The 20,831-nt window shown below is 39.0% G+C and carries 15 protein-coding genes and 1 pseudogene; 8 read left to right on the forward strand and 8 right to left on the reverse strand.

The genetic code is table 11. The features are described 5' to 3' along the window. Positions 1 to 27 precede the first annotated feature (27 nt). The 6 genes from AAV97_RS12415 to AAV97_RS12440 all read left to right on the forward strand — a co-directional run bounded on the left by AAV97_RS12415 (position 28) and on the right by AAV97_RS12440 (position 7,962). Entirely contained in the window at positions 28 to 1,281 is a 1,254-nt protein-coding gene (locus AAV97_RS12415; RefSeq protein ID WP_046760728.1) for an NAD(P)/FAD-dependent oxidoreductase, read from the forward strand. 21 nt (positions 1,282 to 1,302) lie between these two features. Beyond that, a complete protein-coding gene (locus tag AAV97_RS12420) occupies positions 1,303 to 2,781 on the forward strand; it encodes an aldehyde dehydrogenase family protein (protein WP_046760729.1) in 1,479 nt (492 codons plus the stop codon). A gap of 11 nt (positions 2,782 to 2,792) precedes the next feature. Further along, on the forward strand, positions 2,793 to 3,818 hold the full coding sequence (locus tag AAV97_RS12425; protein WP_046760730.1) for a proline racemase family protein: 1,026 nt from the start codon (positions 2,793 to 2,795) through the stop codon (positions 3,816 to 3,818). Between the two features lie 34 nt (positions 3,819 to 3,852). Next, entirely contained in the window at positions 3,853 to 4,566 is a 714-nt protein-coding gene (locus tag AAV97_RS12430) for a GntR family transcriptional regulator (protein WP_046760731.1), read from the forward strand. 628 nt (positions 4,567 to 5,194) lie between these two features. After that, positions 5,195 to 6,676, forward strand: coding sequence for an alanine/glycine:cation symporter family protein (locus AAV97_RS12435; protein WP_046760732.1), 1,482 nt, complete (start codon positions 5,195 to 5,197; stop codon positions 6,674 to 6,676). Positions 6,677 to 6,789: 113 nt separating this feature from the next. Then, complete coding sequence (locus tag AAV97_RS12440) at positions 6,790 to 7,962, forward strand: hypothetical protein (protein ID WP_005031585.1); 1,173 nt, start codon at positions 6,790 to 6,792, stop codon at positions 7,960 to 7,962. 145 nt (positions 7,963 to 8,107) lie between these two features. On the opposite strand, the gene AAV97_RS12445 is transcribed toward AAV97_RS12440, so the two are convergent. The 3 genes from AAV97_RS12445 to AAV97_RS12455 form a co-directional block, all read right to left on the reverse strand. Beyond that, positions 8,108 to 9,820, reverse strand: a complete 1,713-nt coding sequence (locus AAV97_RS12445) for an electron transfer flavoprotein-ubiquinone oxidoreductase (RefSeq protein WP_046760733.1) — start codon at positions 9,818 to 9,820, stop codon at positions 8,108 to 8,110. Between the two features lie 161 nt (positions 9,821 to 9,981). Further along, positions 9,982 to 11,232: an MFS transporter gene (locus AAV97_RS12450; protein WP_046760734.1), complete on the reverse strand. Its 1,251-nt coding sequence runs from the start codon at positions 11,230 to 11,232 to the stop codon at positions 9,982 to 9,984. A 61-nt stretch (positions 11,233 to 11,293) separates the two neighbouring features. Next, positions 11,294 to 12,445 (reverse strand): acyl-CoA dehydrogenase family protein, encoded by a 1,152-nt coding sequence (locus AAV97_RS12455; RefSeq protein WP_046760735.1) that lies wholly within the window; start codon positions 12,443 to 12,445, stop codon positions 11,294 to 11,296. A gap of 332 nt (positions 12,446 to 12,777) precedes the next feature. Between AAV97_RS12455 and AAV97_RS12460 the strand changes: the two genes are divergently transcribed. Continuing rightward, entirely contained in the window at positions 12,778 to 13,995 is a 1,218-nt protein-coding gene (locus AAV97_RS12460) for a CaiB/BaiF CoA transferase family protein (protein ID WP_046760736.1), read from the forward strand. A 170-nt stretch (positions 13,996 to 14,165) separates the two neighbouring features. Then, positions 14,166 to 15,011 (forward strand): IclR family transcriptional regulator, encoded by an 846-nt coding sequence (locus AAV97_RS12465; RefSeq protein WP_005031573.1) that lies wholly within the window; start codon positions 14,166 to 14,168, stop codon positions 15,009 to 15,011. Positions 15,012 to 15,049: 38 nt separating this feature from the next. Here AAV97_RS12465 and AAV97_RS12470 read toward each other — a convergent pair. From AAV97_RS12470 to AAV97_RS12490, 5 genes and pseudogenes are all read right to left on the reverse strand, one after another. Continuing rightward, positions 15,050 to 16,238 (reverse strand): annotated as a pseudogene (locus AAV97_RS12470) (MFS transporter). Positions 16,239 to 16,309: 71 nt separating this feature from the next. Beyond that, the gene (locus AAV97_RS12475; RefSeq protein ID WP_004830752.1) at positions 16,310 to 17,152 is read right to left on the reverse strand and encodes an IclR family transcriptional regulator; all 843 of its coding nucleotides are present in this window, start codon (positions 17,150 to 17,152) and stop codon (positions 16,310 to 16,312) included. A 105-nt stretch (positions 17,153 to 17,257) separates the two neighbouring features. Continuing rightward, positions 17,258 to 18,463, reverse strand: a complete 1,206-nt coding sequence (locus AAV97_RS12480) for a 3-oxoadipyl-CoA thiolase (protein ID WP_046760738.1) — start codon at positions 18,461 to 18,463, stop codon at positions 17,258 to 17,260. A gap of 14 nt (positions 18,464 to 18,477) precedes the next feature. Then, complete coding sequence (locus AAV97_RS12485; protein ID WP_046760739.1) at positions 18,478 to 20,001, reverse strand: 3-hydroxyacyl-CoA dehydrogenase; 1,524 nt, start codon at positions 19,999 to 20,001, stop codon at positions 18,478 to 18,480. A gap of 57 nt (positions 20,002 to 20,058) precedes the next feature. After that, positions 20,059 to 20,820: an SDR family oxidoreductase gene (locus tag AAV97_RS12490; RefSeq protein ID WP_046760740.1), complete on the reverse strand. Its 762-nt coding sequence runs from the start codon at positions 20,818 to 20,820 to the stop codon at positions 20,059 to 20,061. Positions 20,821 to 20,831: the final 11 nt, after the last annotated feature.

Genomic DNA, 20,831 nt, shown 5'->3' on the forward strand with positions numbered 1-20,831 from the left:
TTCATACTCATCAATGGAATGTGATCTATGAAAGAAAATACCAAAACAGCAGTGGTGATTGGTGGTGGAATCGTAGGCATATGCTGCGCACTTTTTTTACAAAAGAAAGGGCTTAATGTGACGGTTATCGATCCATCTGAGGCAGGCGAAAGTACAGCCAAATGGAGCTGTGGGCAAATGGCGGTTAGTGAAATTATTCCACTTTCAAAAAAAGGTATTTTGAAAAAAATTCCGTACTGGTTACTTGACCAACAAGGTCCTCTTGCACTTCGCCCATCTGCGTTTCCACAAATTATCCCTTGGTTTTTACAATTTTTAAGCTGTGCTAAAACATCTAGAATTGAAGAAATTGCCAGTTCACTCGCAACATTGACTCAGCATGTTTATGACGATTATGCTGTGCTTTTAAAGGATTGTGCTGATCAAAATCTATTAGGTCGTCGACCAGTGCTTGAGTTTTTTGATGATGTACAAGACATTGAACATGAAAAAGAATATTTGGAACTGAGACAACATTTTGGTTTTAAACATCAAATTTTAAACGAAAAAGAAATTACAGATTTGGAGCCAACTTTTGCTGGAAAGTTTAAACATGGGCTTTTGTTTAATGACTGGACTGCTGTTAATGATACCAAAGGATTTATTGTTGCGCTAAGCAATTGCTTTATTGCCAAAGGAGGTCAAAGAATTCAAGCTAAAGCGATTGAATTAAAAGAAAATAATCATCTAATCAAGCAAGTTAAGCTCAGTAATACACAAATTTTAGAGACTGACTATGTTGTCATCGCTGCTGGAGTTGATTCTCGCTTGTTTTCCAGACAATTGGGGATAAATCCGCCACTGCTCGGTATTGCTGGTTATCAAGTGGTATTACCACAACCAAAAATAGAAATTAAGCACTCGATTATTTATGCCTCTGGTGGTTTTTGCTTTTCTCCAATGACCAGAGGTTTACAAATTGGTGGAACCATTGAATTTGCAGCGAGTGGATCTAAACCAAATATGAAACGTGCTGAGATTATTTTAAATAAGGCAAAACAGCTTGTCCCTGAATTAGGTTTAGAGGGTGTTGAATATGGTGTTGGCTATCGACCTTTTTTGCCTGACACCAAACCCATCATTGATATCAGTCCACGTTTTTCAAATGTTGCTTTGGCTTTTGGTCATGGTCAATTGGGTTTAACATTAGCGGCAACAACAGGGCGTTTAGTGACAGACTTATTATTACAACAGTCATCAACCTTTAACTTAGAACCATTTAAAGCAACCCGATTTTCATAATTGAACTTTAGGAAAAAAGATATGTATTACGATCAACTTTTTATCAATGGGCAATGGGTTAAACCGCTCAAGGGCGAAACTTTTAGCAGTATAGATCCAAGTACTGAAGAGGAAATTGCACGGATTGCTCGTGCTTCAATAAGTGACGCTGAACTGGCTGTAAAAGCTGCAAGAGAAGCATTTGATCACACTGATTGGTCACAATTATCTGGCAAACAAAGAGCACAATATCTGAGATTAATCGCCCAAGAAATACACCAAGATTTAAAAAGAATCGCGACACTTGAAGTCAGAGATAATGGTAAACCTTATCCAGAAGCAGAGTGGGACATCGCTGATGCAGCAGGCTGTTTTGAGTTTTATGCAAATTTAGCAGAACAACTTGATGAACATGCTGAAGAAGAAATAGCGCTGAGTGATGAGCGTTTTAGTTGTGTAACGGTCAAAGAACCTGTAGGTGTAGTGTGCGCAATTATTCCATGGAATTATCCATTATTGATGGCAGCGTGGAAAATTGCTCCAGCATTGGCAGCAGGCTGTACTGTGATTTTAAAACCCTCTGAAGTGACATCACTCACAGCAATTGAACTTGGTCGTATTGTTGAAAAAGTAGGATTACCGAAAGGAGTTCTCAATATATTAACGGGCTATGGGCATGAAATTGGTCCTTACCTCGCGGAACACCCTAAAATTGATAAGATTGCCTTTACTGGAAGCGTGCCAGTGGGCAAGCAAATTATGCGTGCTGCTGCTACAAATATTAAAAATATAAGTTTAGAACTGGGCGGAAAATCTGCATTTATTGTTTTTGATGATAGTGATATAGAGGCAGCTGTAGAATGGATCATGTTTGGTATTTTTTGGAATCAAGGACAAGTCTGTTCAGCGACCTCTCGTGTTTTAGTTCAAGATGAAATTTATCCAAAATTATTAAAACGTTTAGTAGAGGAAACTAAAAAGATAAAGATTGGCAATGGCTTTGAAACAGGAATCAAACTAGGACCATTGGTCAATAAGAAGCAATATCAACATGTTATAGATGCCATTCAGCAAGGAGTAGACGATAACATTCATCTCTTAACTGGAGGGAAAAGACCTGATTCACATTCAAGCGGTTATTTCATCGAACCTACTATTTTTATTGATGTACCTGAAAATCATGCTTTATGGACACAAGAGATTTTTGGTCCAGTGGTTTGCATTCGTTCATTTCTTACTGAGGACGAAGCGATTCGATCTGCAAATGATTCGATATTTGGCTTAGCTGGCGCCGTCATGTCGAAAGATTTGCTTCGTTGTGATCGTGTCGCACGAAAACTCAGAGCTGGCATCGTTTGGATCAACTGTTCTCAACCCACATTTAGCGAAGCACCTTGGGGTGGCTATAAACAAAGTGGGATCGGACGTGAACTTGGTGTCTGGGGATTAGAAAACTATTTAGAAGTGAAACAAATTACACGCTATGACAGCACTGAACCGTGGGCTTGGTATATTGAATAAGGAAATGAATTATGCGTTGGCAAAAAATGATACAACTTGTCGATGTGCATTGTGAAGGCGAAGTAGGGAAAGTGATTACGGGTGGTGTACTCAATATTCCGGGTCTAACAATGGCAGAAAAAGTAAACTATCTCAATGAAGTGGATGACAGCTTAAGACGTTTTGTCATTCAAGAACCGCGTGGATGTTTACAGATTTCAGTCAATTTATTACTCCCACCCACAGTCGCTCATGCAGATGCTGCTTTTGCGATTTTTCAAGCAGACAAAACACATCCTATGTCTGGAAGTAATTGTATTTGTGTCACGACCGCATTATTGGAAATGGGTATCATCAGTATGCAAGAACCGATTACCTCTGTTGTTTTAGATACTGCTGCTGGACTTGTGACTGCAAAGGCTTCTTGTAAAAATGGGCGCTGTGAAAGCGTTAGCTTAGAGATGATGCCAGCGTTTGTTGAACAATTGGATGCAGAAATCGAGGTTGATGGGTTGGGAAAAATTCAATTCGATATTGCTTTTGGTGGTGTTTATTATGCGCTCATTGATGTTGATCAAGTCAATTTGACGATTTCTCCTGAAAATGCGCACAAACTTGCGCTATTGGGCATAACACTGAGAAAGTTGATGAATAACAATTTTAAAGTGCAACATCCTATATATCCGGATATCAAGGAAATTACCTATGTGATGTTCCGAAATCGCTTAGATGAGAAAACTGTTCAGACCTGTACAACTTTACCTCCAGGAAGAGTTGATCGTTCACCCTGTGGTACAGGTAGCTCCGCTAATTTAGCAACGATGGTGAAAAGAGGGCTTGTGCAACTGGGGGATGAATTAATTTCTCAATCCATTATTGGCGGACAGTTTAAAGTGAAATATGTCAGAAATACTACAATTGGTGAATATCCAGCCATTATTCCAAACGTTACAGGTCGCGCATGGCTATTTGGCTTTCATCAATTGGCTGTTGATCCAACAGATCCTTTAGCAGAAGGTTTTATGGTAAGTGATACATGGGGGCAAGGTATTATATAATAGGTTGAATTTAAAATTGGGTAAGACCGAGCCTATGAATAGTGTAGTAAAAAAAGAAACGGATGGATCGAAAAAAAGGCACAACGGGAAATATGTTTATGATCAACTCCGCGAGGAGATTTTAACTTTACAGTTGAAACCAAATACTCAGTTGGATGAAATTTCTTTGGCTGAACGCTTTGCAGTTTCCCGTTCACCTGTACGTGATGCGCTGGCGCGTTTAGTTGCTGAAGGTTTAGCCATGACGTTGGCGAATCGAACCACCATAGTTCGACCATTCAACCTTCAGGACTTTTCTAAATACATCAGCGCCTTAGATTTATTACAACGCGCAGTATCTCGATTGGCAGCAGCAAATTGTACGATCGAAGATATTGAAAAAATTAAACAAGCTGACGCAATTTATGTTCAGGCTGCTCGTGATGGCGACTATCGCCTCATGCTTGAACAAAATAAGCAACTTCATATGGACATTGCTCGTGCGGGGAGAAATCCATTTTTAATAGAATATTATGAGCGTTTATTGGAAGAAGGACAAAGGCTGTTTTATCTACACTTTGATCATTTAGCCAAATCAGAAAATTACAGTCATTTGGAAAGAGATCATATAGAGCTAATTGCAGCAATTACCAATAAAGATATGGACAAAGCAGAACAGGAAGCACATCACCATACTTTATTATTTAGAGATCGTTTTATTGAGCATATGAAAGAAAATTTAATCGATCAAATTAGTGTATCAAATTAAACAAAATACAATTTTGAGTTTATTTTTTAATAAGCCTTAGAAAGTCATTTTTATGATTTTTTGGGCTTTTTTTATTTTTAAATCATCATCTTATTTAAAATATTTATTGGTCGTTTTGTGACTTTTATAGTTGACAATTTAGAGATATGAATATATTTTTAATGTATGCAATATTGTACACAATATTTATTTTGACTATAAAATAACTGTGTATAAGCATCTAAAGCCGCTAAATCTATGCTGAGTTTCAAGCCACGGATTTAGTCCAAATAATGTGTTTATTGAATGCTTGTATCAATCTTGAAAGGAATAACTATGAAACAGAATTTATTGTATTTAGATGGTCGTAACAAAGGAAATTCTGAATGTAAGGATATGAAAGCCTAACATACGCTGATTTGAATATTCATTTTGCAAACAGAATTAAAAAACACGCAATACAATAAATTAATTCGCAATAGAACACTGATTATAAACATTTAGCGATTTACACGTCAGATATTCAAAAAACATCAATATCACGACCTGTAAATCAAATCAATATACATAAATTATGTAGGGATTTCTGCATCTTGAAAAAACAAAACCTATTTAATTTATAAAAAATAGAAAGGATGAGGTAACAGTTATGGAACAACTGATAAATACCATAGTAGGCTATCTATGGAGTAATACATTGGTATATCTCGCACTCAGCGTAGGGCTATATTTCACGCTGATCACACGAGGAGTGCAATTCCGATATTTTCGTGAAATGTTTCATGTGATTCGTGAGAAGAAAGAAGATCATTCAGGAATTTCCCCACGACAAGCACTTTTTATGGCATTAGCCGGTCGTATTGGTGTTGGTAATATTGCAGGCGTTGCCTTAGCAGTTGGCATGGGCGGTCCTGGTGCAATCTTTTGGATGATTGTGATGGGCTTTCTTGCTGGTGCATTAGCATTTTGTGAATCGACCATTGCCCAGCTCTACAAATTCAAAGAAGGTGATCAATACTATGGTGGTGTGCATTTTTATATAGATCGTGGCTTAAAGCTTAAACCATTCGCAGCTGTTGCAGCTGGGGTACTTATTATCTCTTATACAGTGATGATGCCTGGTATTCAAATGAATACCATTGCGACGACATTTAAAGCTACCTTTCAAATACCACCTTATGTTTCAGGAATTGTTGTCACTTTAGGCATTGGCTTAATCATTTGGGGTGGTGTCAAACGCATAGCTCGCGCTGCTGAGAAGATTGTCCCAACAATGTCTGCAATGTATGTACTGGCAACCGTTATTCTTTTGATTTTTCACTATGACAAAATTCCTGAAACTTTTGTTTTAATCGTAAAAAGCGCACTGGGTATGGATGCTGTATTTGGCGCCATTATTGGACAAGCTGTAAATTGGGGAGTTCGTCGCGCTGTCTTTGCAAGTGCAGCTGGCGCGGGTGAATCTACTTTTGCATCTGCTGCTGCCATGACCTCTCATCCAGTCAAACAAGGTCTAATTCAGGCATTTTCAATTTTCTTCGAGACAGCATTGATTTTAACCAGTTCAGGTTTAATGATCCTCATTACAGGAATGTATAACGTTTCCCCTCCAGGCAGTAGCGCCCCCTTAGTCGAATATGTTCCAGGGATTCCTGCCGGTGCAGAATGGACTTCTCTGGCATTACAGACAGTCTTTCAGCAAGGGGGAGCGTGGTTAATTTCTTTAGCGATTTTAGTTTTTGCCTTTACGACACTGATGACATATTACTATGTCGCTGAGTCTGGAATTGCATATTTTGATCGTCAGAATAAATATCCGATCTTTAAAACCATTGCTAAAATTGCAAGTTTAGCGGCTCTATTTATGGGCAGTATTGCAAGCACTGAAACGATGTGGGCGTTGGGCGATATTACTTTTGGAAGTATGGCATATGTAAATCTAATTGCTTTGATCTTATTAACTAAGCCATTGCTTAAAGTATTAAAAGACTATGATATTCAACGTAAGTCAGGCAAAGACCCTGTCTTTGACCCAAGAAAAGTCGACATTAAAAATGCGACCTATTGGGAAGAATACGCAGATTTGAAAAAAGCTCAGGCTACATCTTTGGCTACAAATCAAAAGCAATAAAAAAGTCGCGATGCATTGCATAGGCGAAAAACAAAAATAGTTTCAATCAAACGCTACGTTCATTTAAAAGCAATATATTTAGAGCCTAGCACTGATATTAAAGGATTTTTAGAATGTTAAAATGGAAAATTTATATTTTTCTTGGTGGTGCTTTATCTACATTTTCACCCGACCTTTTCGCTGAGAATTTACGTTTTGGCGATGCACATTCGGATTTGGGCGAAGTGACTATTTCAGGATGGCTGAGAGCAAACATCATGGATAAAGATTACACAGATGATCGTGAACATAATTTGAAATTTGATGCCGCAAAATTAGCCATCAAATATGAGGCTAAAAATATTTTCGGCGCGCTAGAATATCGTTGTTATCAATTCGACAGATTATGTGATTTCTCTTCTCTAGTAGATGCAAATCTCGGCTATAAGTTAAGTGAAGACAATACGATAACCTTTGGTATTCAGGAAATTCCATTTGGTCCAGGTCGGGGCTGGTCAACCAGTTGGTTTGGAGGAATGGTCATTAATGCAGGCTTAGAAGATGTGCATAATCTTGGTATTCGCTATTCTTCAAATATCAATTCGACAACCAAATTTGACGGGGCATTTTTTACCCGTGATGCAGGGAATTATACAGGTAAAAGTTTAGATTCAGCCCATTATTCAGCGAATTATGTTAAACCAGATCAGAAAAATCAGCCCTATGTAAAAGAAAAAAACATGCTTCTTGCACGTTTGATAAAAGAAATTCCTTTATCGAATCAACCTGATCTAAATTTAAAATTAGGATCTTCGTATTGGTATTCTAACATTGAAAATAAAAATGATTCACAGACTGGACACCGCAATGCATGGTCTGCGTTTAGTAAAATCAATTATAAAAATGCCAATGTCACATTAACTCTCGGTAGAAACAAAGTGACTCATCTGGACAGTTTAGGGAGAGATTATGCAGTGGTCGGGTCTTTTGATAGTTCCTACAATTTAGCCAATGAAGCAAGTTTCTATACTTTTGATGTAAATTATCTGATGAAAGATGTGCTTTATGGTTGGTCACTCACACCTTATCTCACTTATAGTGCACTGCAAAAACAACCTCGTGAATTTGAAAGATCGTACAGAAATATCTTTGGTATCCAAGCAGATAAAGGTCATTTTTCTGTAGCAGCTGAATATTTATTAAGTAAAAATGATCCATTTATTGGTGGCAATGCAAATTCTTTTGCTCAAGGAGATGATCTCGGATGGAGAGGTTTGTTAAATATTTTATTGTTCTATAATTTTTAAAAAACGAGGACTCAATTCGAATTAGATTCATTTCAAGCTTAGCTCCCTTGGGAACTAAGCTTACCTAAATAATTAAAAATGAAGCGCTTATGCACTCAACAAATTGGGGTAAAAGAACCCTAAAGCTCTAGACCAGCCATCCCAATTACATATTTGGATAGTTTGGTCCACCACCACCTTCCGGTGTTACCCATGTGATGTTCTGAGAAGGGTCTTTAATATCACACGTCTTACAGTGAACGCAGTTTGCTGCATTAATCTGGAAGCGCTTAGAACCATCATCATTTTCCATGATTTCATAGACGCCAGCAGGGCAGTAACGCTGAGAAGGTTCATCCCATTTTGGTAAGTTGACATTCACAGGAATCGTTGGGTCAGTCAGTTTTAAATGCGCTGGCTGATTCTCTTCATGTACCGTGTTAGAAAAGAATACAGAAGACAAACGGTCAAAAGTCAATTTACCATCTGGTTTTGGATAGTTCGGTTTAAAAGTAGACGCATCTACAGTTTTCAATGCACTAAAGTCAGGCACAAGATCGTGTAAAGTAAATGGAACTTTAAAGATATTTTGGTCGATAAAGTTAAATGCGCCACCCATCCATAAACCGAATTTATGCATTGCAGGACCAAAGTTGCGTGAACGATGCAACTCTTCTTTTAACCAACTGTTGTTGAATTTTTCTGTATATGCCGTCAACTCTTTCGCAAAGAAATCTTCACCCTCAGTCACACGAGCAATTGCTAAATCACCACCTTTTGCATGACCTGCTTGGATTGCTTCAAATACAGCCTCACCACACAACATACCTGATTTCATTGCGGTATGAGAGCCTTTGATTTTAGCAAAGTTTAAGAAACCCGCATCATCACCAATCAGGCATCCACCCGGGAAAGTCAATTTTGGCAGTGAGTTTAGACCACCTTTTACAACTGCACGTGCGCCATAAGAAATACGCTTACCACCTTCAAGATATTGCTTGATCAGTGGATGTGTTTTCCAACGTTGCATTTCAGCAAATGGATACATATGTGGATTTTCATAAGATAAATCGACAATCATACCCAAAGTCACTTGGTTGTTTTCAGCGTGATATAACCACCATCCACCTGAAGAACCTGTTTCAGCAAGAGGCCAACCTGAACCATGCATCACCAAACCTGGTTTATGTTTTGCAGGGTCGATTTCCCAAAGTTCTTTAATCCCGATACCGTAATGTTGTGGATCGGCATCTTGATCTAAGTTGTATTTTGCAATTAAACGTTTACCGAGATGTCCACGGCAACCTTCTGCAAAAATCGTATATTTGGCATGAAGTTCATAACCAGGCGTGAAGTTATGCGTCGGTTCGCCATCTTTACCAACGCCCATATCACCGGTTTGAATCCCTTTTACAGAACCATCTTCATGATAAAGAATTTCTGAAGCAGCAAAGCCTGGGAAAATAGAAACTTCTAATTCCTCAGCCTTTTGACCCAACCAACGAACAACATTACCCAATGAAATGACATAGTTGCCATCGTTGTGCATGGTTTTAGGAACCATCCAATGCGGTGCTTCTTGAGACTTTTCAGCAGACATGAGGAAATAAGTCTTGTCCTCAGTCACAGGCACATTTAAAGGTGCGCCTTGTTCTTTCCAGTCAGGGAAAAGTTCATTGATTGCACGAGGTTCAAGTACAGCACCAGAAAGGATATGCGCACCAACTTCAGAGCCTTTTTCAACCACACAGACAGAAAGGTCTGAAAGGTTGTTTTCAATAGCCAATTGACGAATTTTAATCGCAGCAGAAAGACCCGCAGGACCTGCGCCTACGATCACGACGTCAAACTCCATTGATTCGCGTTGTATATTATTCATAAAAGAAATTCCATTTCGCTTGGCGGTATTTTAAATTATTTTAATAAAAATATCAAATGAAAGAGCTCGACAAAAAACTCAATTTTATAAATAAATCCAAAAAGATAGCAACAAAAAGCCAGCAAAATTAAGCTGGCTTCACGGTCGTTAAATTTTAAAATTTAGGATTTTTGTGGATCATATAATTTTTCTTTGATAAACAGCGCAGGAATAACACCACAAATTAAATACGCAGCTCCCATAACCACAAAACCTAAACCAATAGAACCACCAGATGCCAAGAATCCGATCGTTGCAGGCGCAAGTGCAGCACCAAGTCGACCCACATTATAAGCGCCACCAATTGCTGTACCACGAATCGCTGTAGGGAAACTTTCAGTCATATATGTGGCATTTACACCATATGGAATACCATATAAGAATCCAAAAGCGATCAAAAGATACAAAATATTGCTTGGTGAATTGTAAAAAACAATCAAAGGAAGAAAAATTGCAGTACCAATTGCACCAAATGCATAGGTAAAACGGCGCCCCAATTTGTCAGCCATCATCCCTGCAAGGACTTTACCAAGAATCATGGCAGTATAAGTACCGACCATATATGCGGTCATTTCCTTGAACTTCATTCCTAATTCAGTTTCTAAATAGGAAGGCATCCAGTTATTGACCCCATAATAACCAAACTGCAAGAAACCTGCTGTTAATGCCCATAAAATAAACATATTACGATTACGCTTATCTTTAAAAATCAATTGGAAAGCAGAAGTTTTTTCAACATCTTGAGTCACGACTGGCTGTTTAAGGCGAGATTCTTGCCAAGCTAAAGGTTCTGGCACAAGTAGGGGCATCAAAATTGCAATCAATACAGGGACAATGGCAACGTAAAACAACATGCGCCAACCATGATCTGGGATAATCCAACCAGCAAGCAAGGTTGCAACGATATAACCGACTGTCCAACCTGCCTGTAATGTACCTAAGACGGTTGTACGGTAACGCGTCGGTACATATTCAGCCATTAAAGTATTACAGGCAATATAAAGTGAACCCAAACCCAGTGAAGCAAAAAAGCGCAGTAAGCCAAACTCTAGGAAACTTTGGGTAAAGCCTAATCCGCATGTCAGGAGTGAAAAAGTTAGGATCGAAAGTACTACAATACGCACTCGACCATATTTATCACATGCCCATCCTCCAAATATTCCCCCTACAGCCATACCCGCCAACGTAAAACTACCGAGCATACCTGCTAGAACTGAGCTTAAGCCAAAATCTGCCTTAATACTGTTTAGGCTATAAGACAGCAGCATGAGATCAGCGCCATCGACCAACAAAGCCAAGAATGCAAAAATAAATGCAATTTTCCAAGTGTGGGGTTGTATTGGGGAGATAGAGGTGGTGTAGTTTGTAGCCATAATCCATTACCTACATTTGATTTATGGCACTTTAATTCGTTTTAAAGTGCCGAAGAATTAATTAAGACACAGCACGAATCATGTTTCGGGCAATAATCATTTGCTGAATCTGAGTTGTTCCTTCATAGAGACGGAATAAACGCACATCTCGATAAAAACGTTCAATCGCATATTCGCTGATATAACCTGAACCCCCGTGAATCTGTACACATCGATCTGCGACACGACCACACATTTCAGTCGCAAACATTTTGGCGCATGAAGCTTCTGTACTGACATTTTGTCCAGCATCACGTTGTCTAGCTGCATCTATGACCATACATTTGGCGGCATAAATTTCAGCTTTAGAGTCAGCAAGCATGGCTTGAATCAATTGAAATTCTGCAATCGCTTGACCAAACTGTTTACGTTCAATCGCAAACTTGAGCGCATCATCCAACATACGGATAGCGGCACCTACACTAATTGCAGCAATATGTAAGCGCCCTTTATCTAGAACTTTCATTGCTGTTTTAAAGCCGACGCCTTCGACACCACCGATCAGTGTAGAGGCAGGAATCCGACAGTTTTCAAAAATGACATCACAAGTGTGCGCACCTTTTTGTCCCATTTTTTGATCCTGTTTACCCAAAGAGATTCCTGCTGTTGTGCTATCCACAATAAACGCTGAGATTCCACCAGAACCTTTTATCTCAGGGTTAGTACGCGCCATGACTGTGAATACACCTGCATGTGGTGCGTTGGTAATAAAGCGTTTAGTACCATTTAAAATATAGAAATCACCATCCTTAATGGCAGTCGTCTTGAGCGAAGCTGCATCTGAACCTGCATCTGGTTCTGTGAGACAAAATGAGCTGATTAGCTCTCCACGTGCTAGACGAGGTAAGAAAAATGATTTTTGTGTGTCGGTTCCGTCAATGATTAAACCGCTTGAACCGATGCCGTTATTGGTACCGATCAATGAACGGAAAGCAGGGGAAGTACGACCAAGTTCAAATGCAATCGTCACTTCCTCTTCCATAGTCAGTCCAAGACCATCATATTGCTCAGGAATTGTGAGTCCAAATAAACCTAAAGTTTGCATTTGCTCAATAATTTTTTGAGGAATCTGATCTGTTTCTGCGACTTCATTCTCATGAGGAATCAATACACCATCTACAAACTGTCGAATCATATCTACCAGTTGGTTAAGTGTTTCCTGATCTCGAATCATAGTCTTGTCCTTTATACAACTTACTTAAAACATCAATCTAATGCGGGTTAAACCCTGCATTTCGTTTCGATATTAATCAATGGAATTGCATAAAACAATATATTTTGAAAATTAATTTCGCAATGCGATATAATGTATTTTATCTAAGTGATCATAATTATTTGATTTTATTGTCTAAGTTCATTTAAAAAATAGATTATTATCAACTGTGGAAAATATTTTGATTGATTTTTGCATACTTGCATGTATATTAAAAATACATATCGCTATGCGAAACTTATGCTAAACAAGTTTTCCTGTAGGAAATTAAACAAATCGAACGTGGAATGGACATGGGCGCTTTAAATGGAATTCGTGTACTTGATTTAAGTCGAGTACTGGCTGGACCGTGGTGTGGACAGATTCTTGCTGATCTAGGTGCAGAGGTTATTAAGGTTGAAAGACCAAAGTTAGGTGATGATACCCGTTCTTGGGGACCACCTTGGATGAAAGATGATGCAGGGCACGACACACGTGAAGCTGCTTATTATCAGTCGACCAATCGAAATAAGCTTTCTGTTGCGATTGATATTGCAAATCCAGAAGGGCAAGCACTTATCAAAACACTCATCCAAGATACGGATGTGGTCATTGAAAACTATAAAACAGGCTCTTTAAAAAAGTATGGCTTAGATTATGCCACTTTATCTGAAATCAACCCAAGACTGGTCTATTGCTCAATCACTGGTTTTGGACAAAATGGACCAAGAGCAGAAGAACCGGGTTATGATTTTATCATCCAAGGTATGGGCGGTCTGATGTCCATCACAGGTGAAAAGGATGATTTACCCGGTGGTGGTCCGCAAAAAGTGGGGGTAGCTTTTTCTGATTTATCCACTGGATTATATTCAACCATTGCCATACAAGCAGCCTTACTCAACCGTCATATAACAGGTTTAGGTCAATATATAGATATGGCTTTACTTGATGTGCAAATCGCTACGATGGCAAACCAAGGAATGAACTATTTTTCCTCAGGAAAAATTCCTGTGCGTTATGGCAATGCACATGCCAATATTGTGCCTTACCAGTTATTTAAAGCTTCAGATCGAGAATTCATTATTGCTTGTGGTAATGACAGCCAATTTATTCAACTATGTAACAGTATTGGTTTAGCTGATTTACCCAACGATCCTCGCTTTAGCCGTAATGCGGATCGAATCAAACATCGTGAGGAAGTGATTGATATTTTATCCAAGCATTTTTTAACCAAGACTGCTGATGAATGGGTAAATGCAATTTATGCAGCCAAAGTGCCTGTGGGGGTGATTAACAATCTCGAACAAGCTTTTAATGAACCTCAAGTGATTGCACGAGAAATGTTGGTAGAAATGCCACATCCACTTCGTGAAAAAATGACAGTCGTTGGTTCTCCCATCAAACTTTCTCGGACACCTGTAGAGTATCGAAATGCACCACCTTTATTGGGAGAGCATACACAAACAATCTTAGGTCGTATTATTTCTGATGAGAAATTTGCAGAATTAAAAGCTCAAGGTGTGATTGGCTAAGGATTTTAATCCATTGATGTGAAAGGGCTATGATGATTAAGTTTCGCAATCATCAGAAAAATTAGACTTTTCACATCCACCTTTATGCATTATTTATTTTAAAGTGTATTTATAGAAAAAATAGATTATAATTTTCGCAGTGCGAAACAAATAGATGAAGTGTTATAACCATGACTGATGCCTTTGATGCAGAACATACAGAAAAATTATTAGCGCCTTTGCGCCATGAGCTATTGCATCCTATAGAAGATATGCAGGATGAAAATGATCGTCAATTTATCACTGCCTTAGGACGTGGTTTAGAGTTATTGCGTTGTTTTACGCCAAAACATCAACATTTAGGTAATCAAGAACTCTCACAAATGACAGGTTTACCTAAACCGACAATTACTCGCTTAACCCATACCTTGTCACGCTTGGGCTATATCAAACAAGTGCCAAATTCGAGTAAATTCCAACTCTCTGTTGGTGTTTTGGCATTCGGATATTCAATGCTTTCCAATGTGTCCATCCGTAATATTGCACATCCTTATATGAAGAATTTAGCAGATTACGCAGGTGCTGCTGTTGCAATGGCGACACGTGATCGTTTGAATATGATTTATTTGGATGTGGTTCAAGGTAAAGGTAATATGACCATGCGACGTCAGGTTGGAACCTATTTGCCGATTCATTTAAGCTCGATGGGGCGTGCGTGTCTTGCAGCAATGCCTGAAGATGAAAGAGAATTTTTGCTGGATGCAATCCGTCGTAAACATAAAGAAGACTGGATTAAAATCAATCGTGATTTAGACAAAGCATTTAAAGATTATCAAGATTTTGGTTATTGCTTTTCCATTGGGGAGTGGCATAAAGATGTCAACTCTGTAGCTGTTCCATTGATTCATGAACAACATGGCTTATTGGTATTTAACTGTGGTGGTCCAAGCTTTATAATGAATCGTGAAAAACTGGAAGAAGATATTGCGCCACGTTTATTACATATGGTGAATAATATTCGTACTGAGATTAGTTAAATACAGCGTGTATAGTTGATTTCTTGATTGAGACAAATTTAAAAAAACCAGCATAAATTATGCTGGTTTTTTTGCATCTGAAATACAACAATACAAACATAATATGGCGAATACCAAGCCTAAGCTACACACACCTATCCATCCAAAATGTTTCCAAGCATAACTGCCTGTCGTCGTGCCTAATGCACCACCTGCAAAATATCCCGTCATATAGATTGCATTAAAACGTGATCGTAACTCTTGGTTAAGCTTAAACACAATGCTTTGATTGGTGACATGAACAGCAGAAAGTGATGCATAAAGGATGAGTAGGGCAAAAATATAAAAGATGAAATGATAATCCAATAATAAAAATAATAACCAACTGAGGATTAGCCCGAAACCACAAGTGATTGATATTTTATGAATGTAGCCTTGATCAATGAATTTACCTGAGAAATTCGCCACAAATGTGCCTAAAATACCAACAAAACCAAATAATCCAATCGTGAAATCACTCAAAAAATATGGTGCTGGAGCCAGCAATAGTGACATTGTGGTAAAGGTCAAACTGACACAGGCAAAAGTTAATCCACCAATATAGGTTCTTATTCTTAGTCGACGATTCTGAAAAAAGATCTTTGGCAAGGAATGAATGGTTTTTAAATAGTTTTCAGATTGGGTTGGAGGGAATCGACCAATATTGCGATATAAAATAATCGCAATAATTAAGAGTAAAAATCCACTGATCAAATAGATCACATGCCATGCAAAGAGTGTTGAGATCAGTCCAGAAATTGAACGTGCCAATAACACGCCCATCATCAAACCACTGAGTAAAAATCCCACAACACGCCCGCTTTGTTGAACAGGAACTAGACTCGCTGCAAGCGGTAACAGTAGTTGAGCTGAACTCGAGAATAGCCCTGTAATGATTGTGCCAAACATCAACAGATAAATATTGTGAGAAAAGCCACTGATAATCAGTCCGAATGCAGCCAGTAACATAAAGATAAAAAGCAGCTTACGCTTTTCAAGAATATCACCTAAAGGCATCAAAAACAGCAAGCCACAAGCATAAGTAATTTGCGCCAAAGTTGGCACCCACGCTGTTGTGGTATCCGATATATTTAAACTCAAACTCATTGAGTGAATCAGTGGTTGGCTAAAGTAATTCCCGCCCGTACAGATGCCTGCTGCAATTGCCATTAAAATAATGGTCGGGGTATAGAGTGTGTTTTTCATCATGCCTTTTGTTTGCTAGCATGAAATTGAATCATTTATTCATATGATCTCTGAACTTCTTTCAAATCAGCTGATCAGTGTGTTTCATTCAATGCATCTTGAATGTTATGCACCATATGAATTAAATGAGGTCCAATTTCACCTTCAAGTTTTTCCGGATTTAAATGAAAACTAGGTGCGCCACAGTTAAAGACATAAAGACCATGTTGAGAACTCACTAAAGGCACAGCAACAGAATTGACTTCTTTATGCCATTCACCTAAAGAAAGACAATATCCATAATCTTGGTAATCTCGAAAAGCACGTTCAAGAGAGCGTTTAATTGCAGGCCAGTTTTCAGGATTTTTTTGTTTCAGCGCATCGAGTAAGAAATTACGTTCACGTTCAGGTGTTGCCGCTAAACAGGCTCTTCCCATAGAACTGCTGTGGAGGGGCAAGGTTGAACCAATCGGACGGCGCATATTTAACGCTGTTTCAATTTGTACCACATCAATATAAACCATGTTTAAACGATCACGTGTCGCCATTGCAACAGGTGCTTGAACGTATTGACTCAACTCTTCCATATAACGATGCGCAATATTACGAATCGAAATATTGGACAAGGCAGCATAACCCAAAGACAAGACACCAATGTCTAAAGTGTATTTAGTTGAGTTGGGCAGTTGTTTTAAATAACCTAGAGACACAAGCGTATTGGTAATCCGTGCAATCGTCGGTTTGGGTAAACCGGTCATTTTTGCCAACTCTTGGTTACCTAACACTTGATGGTTAGCCGAAAAACAACGTAACAACTCTAAACCGCGTGCCAAAGATGCAATAAATTGTGGGTTATTTTCACGATGAATATGAGAAATAGGATCTAGACGTATCTCATCAAAATTTATAGTTTGTTCAGGTTCTGAATTCTGAGACATTCGATACTCAAATATAATAAACAACAGTTTATCCATTATATTTCGCTATGCAAAATAAATCCATTCATCACTGCGCTGTTGTGATGAATGGATAATCGTTAATGCTTAAGCAACGTTTTCAATAACCATTGCTAAGCCTTGTCCCACTCCAATACATAGACTCACCACCGCATATTTTTTATTACGGCGAATCAGTTCTCGTGACACTGTCAGTGCGAGACGTGCACCAGAAGCACCCAAAGGATGACCAATCGCAATTGCACCGCCATTTGGGTTCACACGTGGGTCATTAAAATCAATATCTAAACCTTTTAAGCAAGATAAGACTTGAGAAGCAAAAGCTTCATTGATTTCAATAATATCCATATCATCTAAACGAAGACCTGCACGTGCTACAGCTTTTTTGATGGCTTCAATTGGACCAGCGCCCATAATACGTGGCTCAATGCCTGCCGCTGCCGCGGATAAAATTTTAGCCATTGGTTTTAAGCCATATTTTTGACCAGCGAGTTCTGAACCTATAAGAAGTGCTGCTGCACCATCATTGATGCCCGAGGCATTACCCGCTGTGACTACACCACCTTCAAATAGCGGTTTTAACTTGCTTAAAGCTTCTACTGTAGAACTCGGGCGTGGGTGTTCATCCTCTGTGACCAATTTTGGAGGTAATTTTTTTCCTTGAAAAACTTCGATGGGAGTAATTTCGTCATTGAAAAAGCCATCTTGCTTGGCTTGTTGATATTTTGCCTGTGATTGAGCAGCAAATAGATCTGCCTGTTCTCGAGTAATGCCAAATTCAACTGCAACATTATCGCCCGTTTCAGGCATAGAATGTCCGCCATATTGTGCAATCAGCTTTTTATTGGGGAACCGTGAACCAATAGTAGTGTCGTAGATATTTACATCACGACTATAAGCACTTTCAGCTTTTGCCATCACAAAAGGCGCACGAGACATACTTTCTACGCCTCCAGCAATATATAAATCACCTTCACCACAGGTAATCGCACGTGCTGAATCAATCACAGCACCTAAACCACTGGCACATAAGCGGTTGACTGTTTGTCCAGCAACCGTTACAGGTAAACCTGCAAGCAATAGAGCATTCCGGGCAACATTGCGGCTGTCTTCACCACCTTGATTGGTATCTCCTAAAATGACATCTTCTATGTCTGCACCAGGCACACCTGTTTTTTCTAGAAGTTTTTGCATAACCATCGCAACAAGATCATCGGGGCGCACCGATGCAAGTTCGCCTGCATGTCGACCAATTGGACTACGTAGACCGTCATAAATATAAGCATTTAACATAGAGAATTTCCTTTTCAATATTCAGAATTAAAAGTTAGTGGTAAGTTTAATGCGACACGACGTTGTAGCCATGGGCTAGGACGATAACGTGGGTCATAGGTCAAGGCAGATATACGGTTGAGGATCAGTAAGATTTTATCGCTTCCGATCTGATCACCCCATTCAATTGGACCAAATGGATACCCGAGCCCTAAACGAACAGCAGCATTAATATCATCAACTGATGCGATATTTTGCTGGGCAATATCACAACCCAGATTGATCACCATGGCTAAAACACGTTGTGCAACAAAACCAATACTTTCATTGATCATACTGACCATTGCGCCATCTAAGTTAAAGATGGAATGGGCAGCCTGACGGTACTCAGATGTTGTTCGTAGCGATGGCATCAGTGTTCGATGTTTTTCGATACCATATAGCAGGTCGATTGCCACGGTATGCTCAGGGTTTAAGTGAAGCCGTTTGATTGTTTGTGTGGTATCTTCACCATAACAAGCCACTAGACATAAACTTTCCGTCTGTGGATGTTCGCCCATATCCAAAGAAATATTGTGCTGGATGAGATAATCCTCGATGCGCTGTTTATCCTCAGCAAAGTCTGCTGCAATCCATACGCTCGGATACTTTGTTAAAGCTTCGACATACTGTGCTGGTTTTTCACCGCTTTTGCTACCTGTTGCATACCCATAAAAACCTTGTTTGACTTTTCGCCCAAGTTGTTTAGCTTCGAGCATTTGTTTGGTTAAAGGATTGGGTTTATAGCGTGCTTCTTCATAATATTGATGGTAAATCGATTCCATTACTGGATGTGATACATCAAGCCCAGTTAAATCCATGAGCTCGAAGGGACCCATTCTGAAACCTACACCATCTCGTAAAATGCGGTCAATTTCACTAATATCTGAGACATTTTCATTTAAAATTTTTAATGCTTCTGTTCCATATGCTCGCCCAGCATGGTTAATGATAAATCCTGGAGTATCTTTGGCAATTACAGGGCGATGACCAAATGCATGAGACAACTGACAAAGTGCTTCAATGATCTGTGGATCTGTTTTTAACCCTTGGATAACTTCGACAACTTTCATCAGTGGAACAGGATTAAAGAAATGAAAGCCGACAACACGTTCAGGCAGTTTACAGTTTGCAGCAATTGCCGTGATAGACAGCGATGAGGTATTTGAAGCTAATATGGTGGTATCTGAAACGATTTGTTCAAGTTGCTGCATTAAACCTTGTTTAATGTCTAGACGTTCAACGATCGCTTCTATAACAAGATCGCAAGATTTTAAGTCTTCAAGTTGTTGCGCAACAATTAAATGTTGGTTGGCACTTTCAGCTTGTTCAACAGTGATTTTATTTTTTTCGACTAATTTTTGAAATGTTGCTGCAAGCTTTTCTTTAGCCTGTAGCGCAGCGCCATCTTTTGTGTCATATAAATATGTTATATGACCTGATTGTACCGCGATCTGAGCAATACCACTGCCCATAATGCCCACACCGATTACAGCCAAACTTTTAATATCATAAGTCATGTGATCATCCTGATAACTGATCTATATTCAAAAATAAAACGCGTAAAATTTGAGTTTTTAACTCAGACATTGCTTGTCACCATCTATGGGTAAAATTTGTCCTGAAATCGAACGACCACTCTCTGAAGCTAAAAATAGGCATAAATCAGCAATGTGTTTAGGATTGACAAAATATTTGAGTGATTGGTTTTTGAGTGCGTTTTGAGTGACAGCATCTAAGGTGCTATTGGTCAGATCCGCACGTGCTTGCAGCACGCGTTGTACACGCTCACCATCTACGGCACCAGGAAGTATGGCATTTACCCGAATATTGTCTGGACCAAGTTCCATTGACAATGTCTTGGTAAAACCAATCAGTCCCCATTTTGATGTTGAATAGGCTAACCGATAGGGATAGCCTAAACGTCCAGCGATGGAAGACATATTAATAATGACACCAGATTCAGAACATTTTAAAAGTGGGATAGCAAATTGGGTAAGCAGAAAAGTACTGGTTAAATTTAGGTTCAATACAGTATTCCAATCATGAAAACTCAGTTCTTCTGCTGCTACAGTTGGACCTGAAATCCCAGTATTGTTAACCAATATGTCGATATGTCCCAGTTTTTCTGTCGCATCATTGAACATGTTTTTGATTTGATCATGTTTCGATAGATCACACTGATAAATATGAAGGCTAGGATACGCTTGCTGAAATTGAGTTAAGCTGTCTACATTCATATCACAAACATAGACATCATCTTGTTGATTTAAAAAAGCTTCTGCAATATGACGTCCAATTCCAGCACCGCCAGCACTAATCAATACTTTTCTTGCCATTTTTATTCCAC

The sequence above is a fragment of the Acinetobacter sp. Ag2 genome, assembly GCF_001005515.1.
In the GTDB taxonomy this organism is placed as follows: Bacteria; Pseudomonadota; Gammaproteobacteria; order Pseudomonadales; family Moraxellaceae; genus Acinetobacter; species Acinetobacter bereziniae.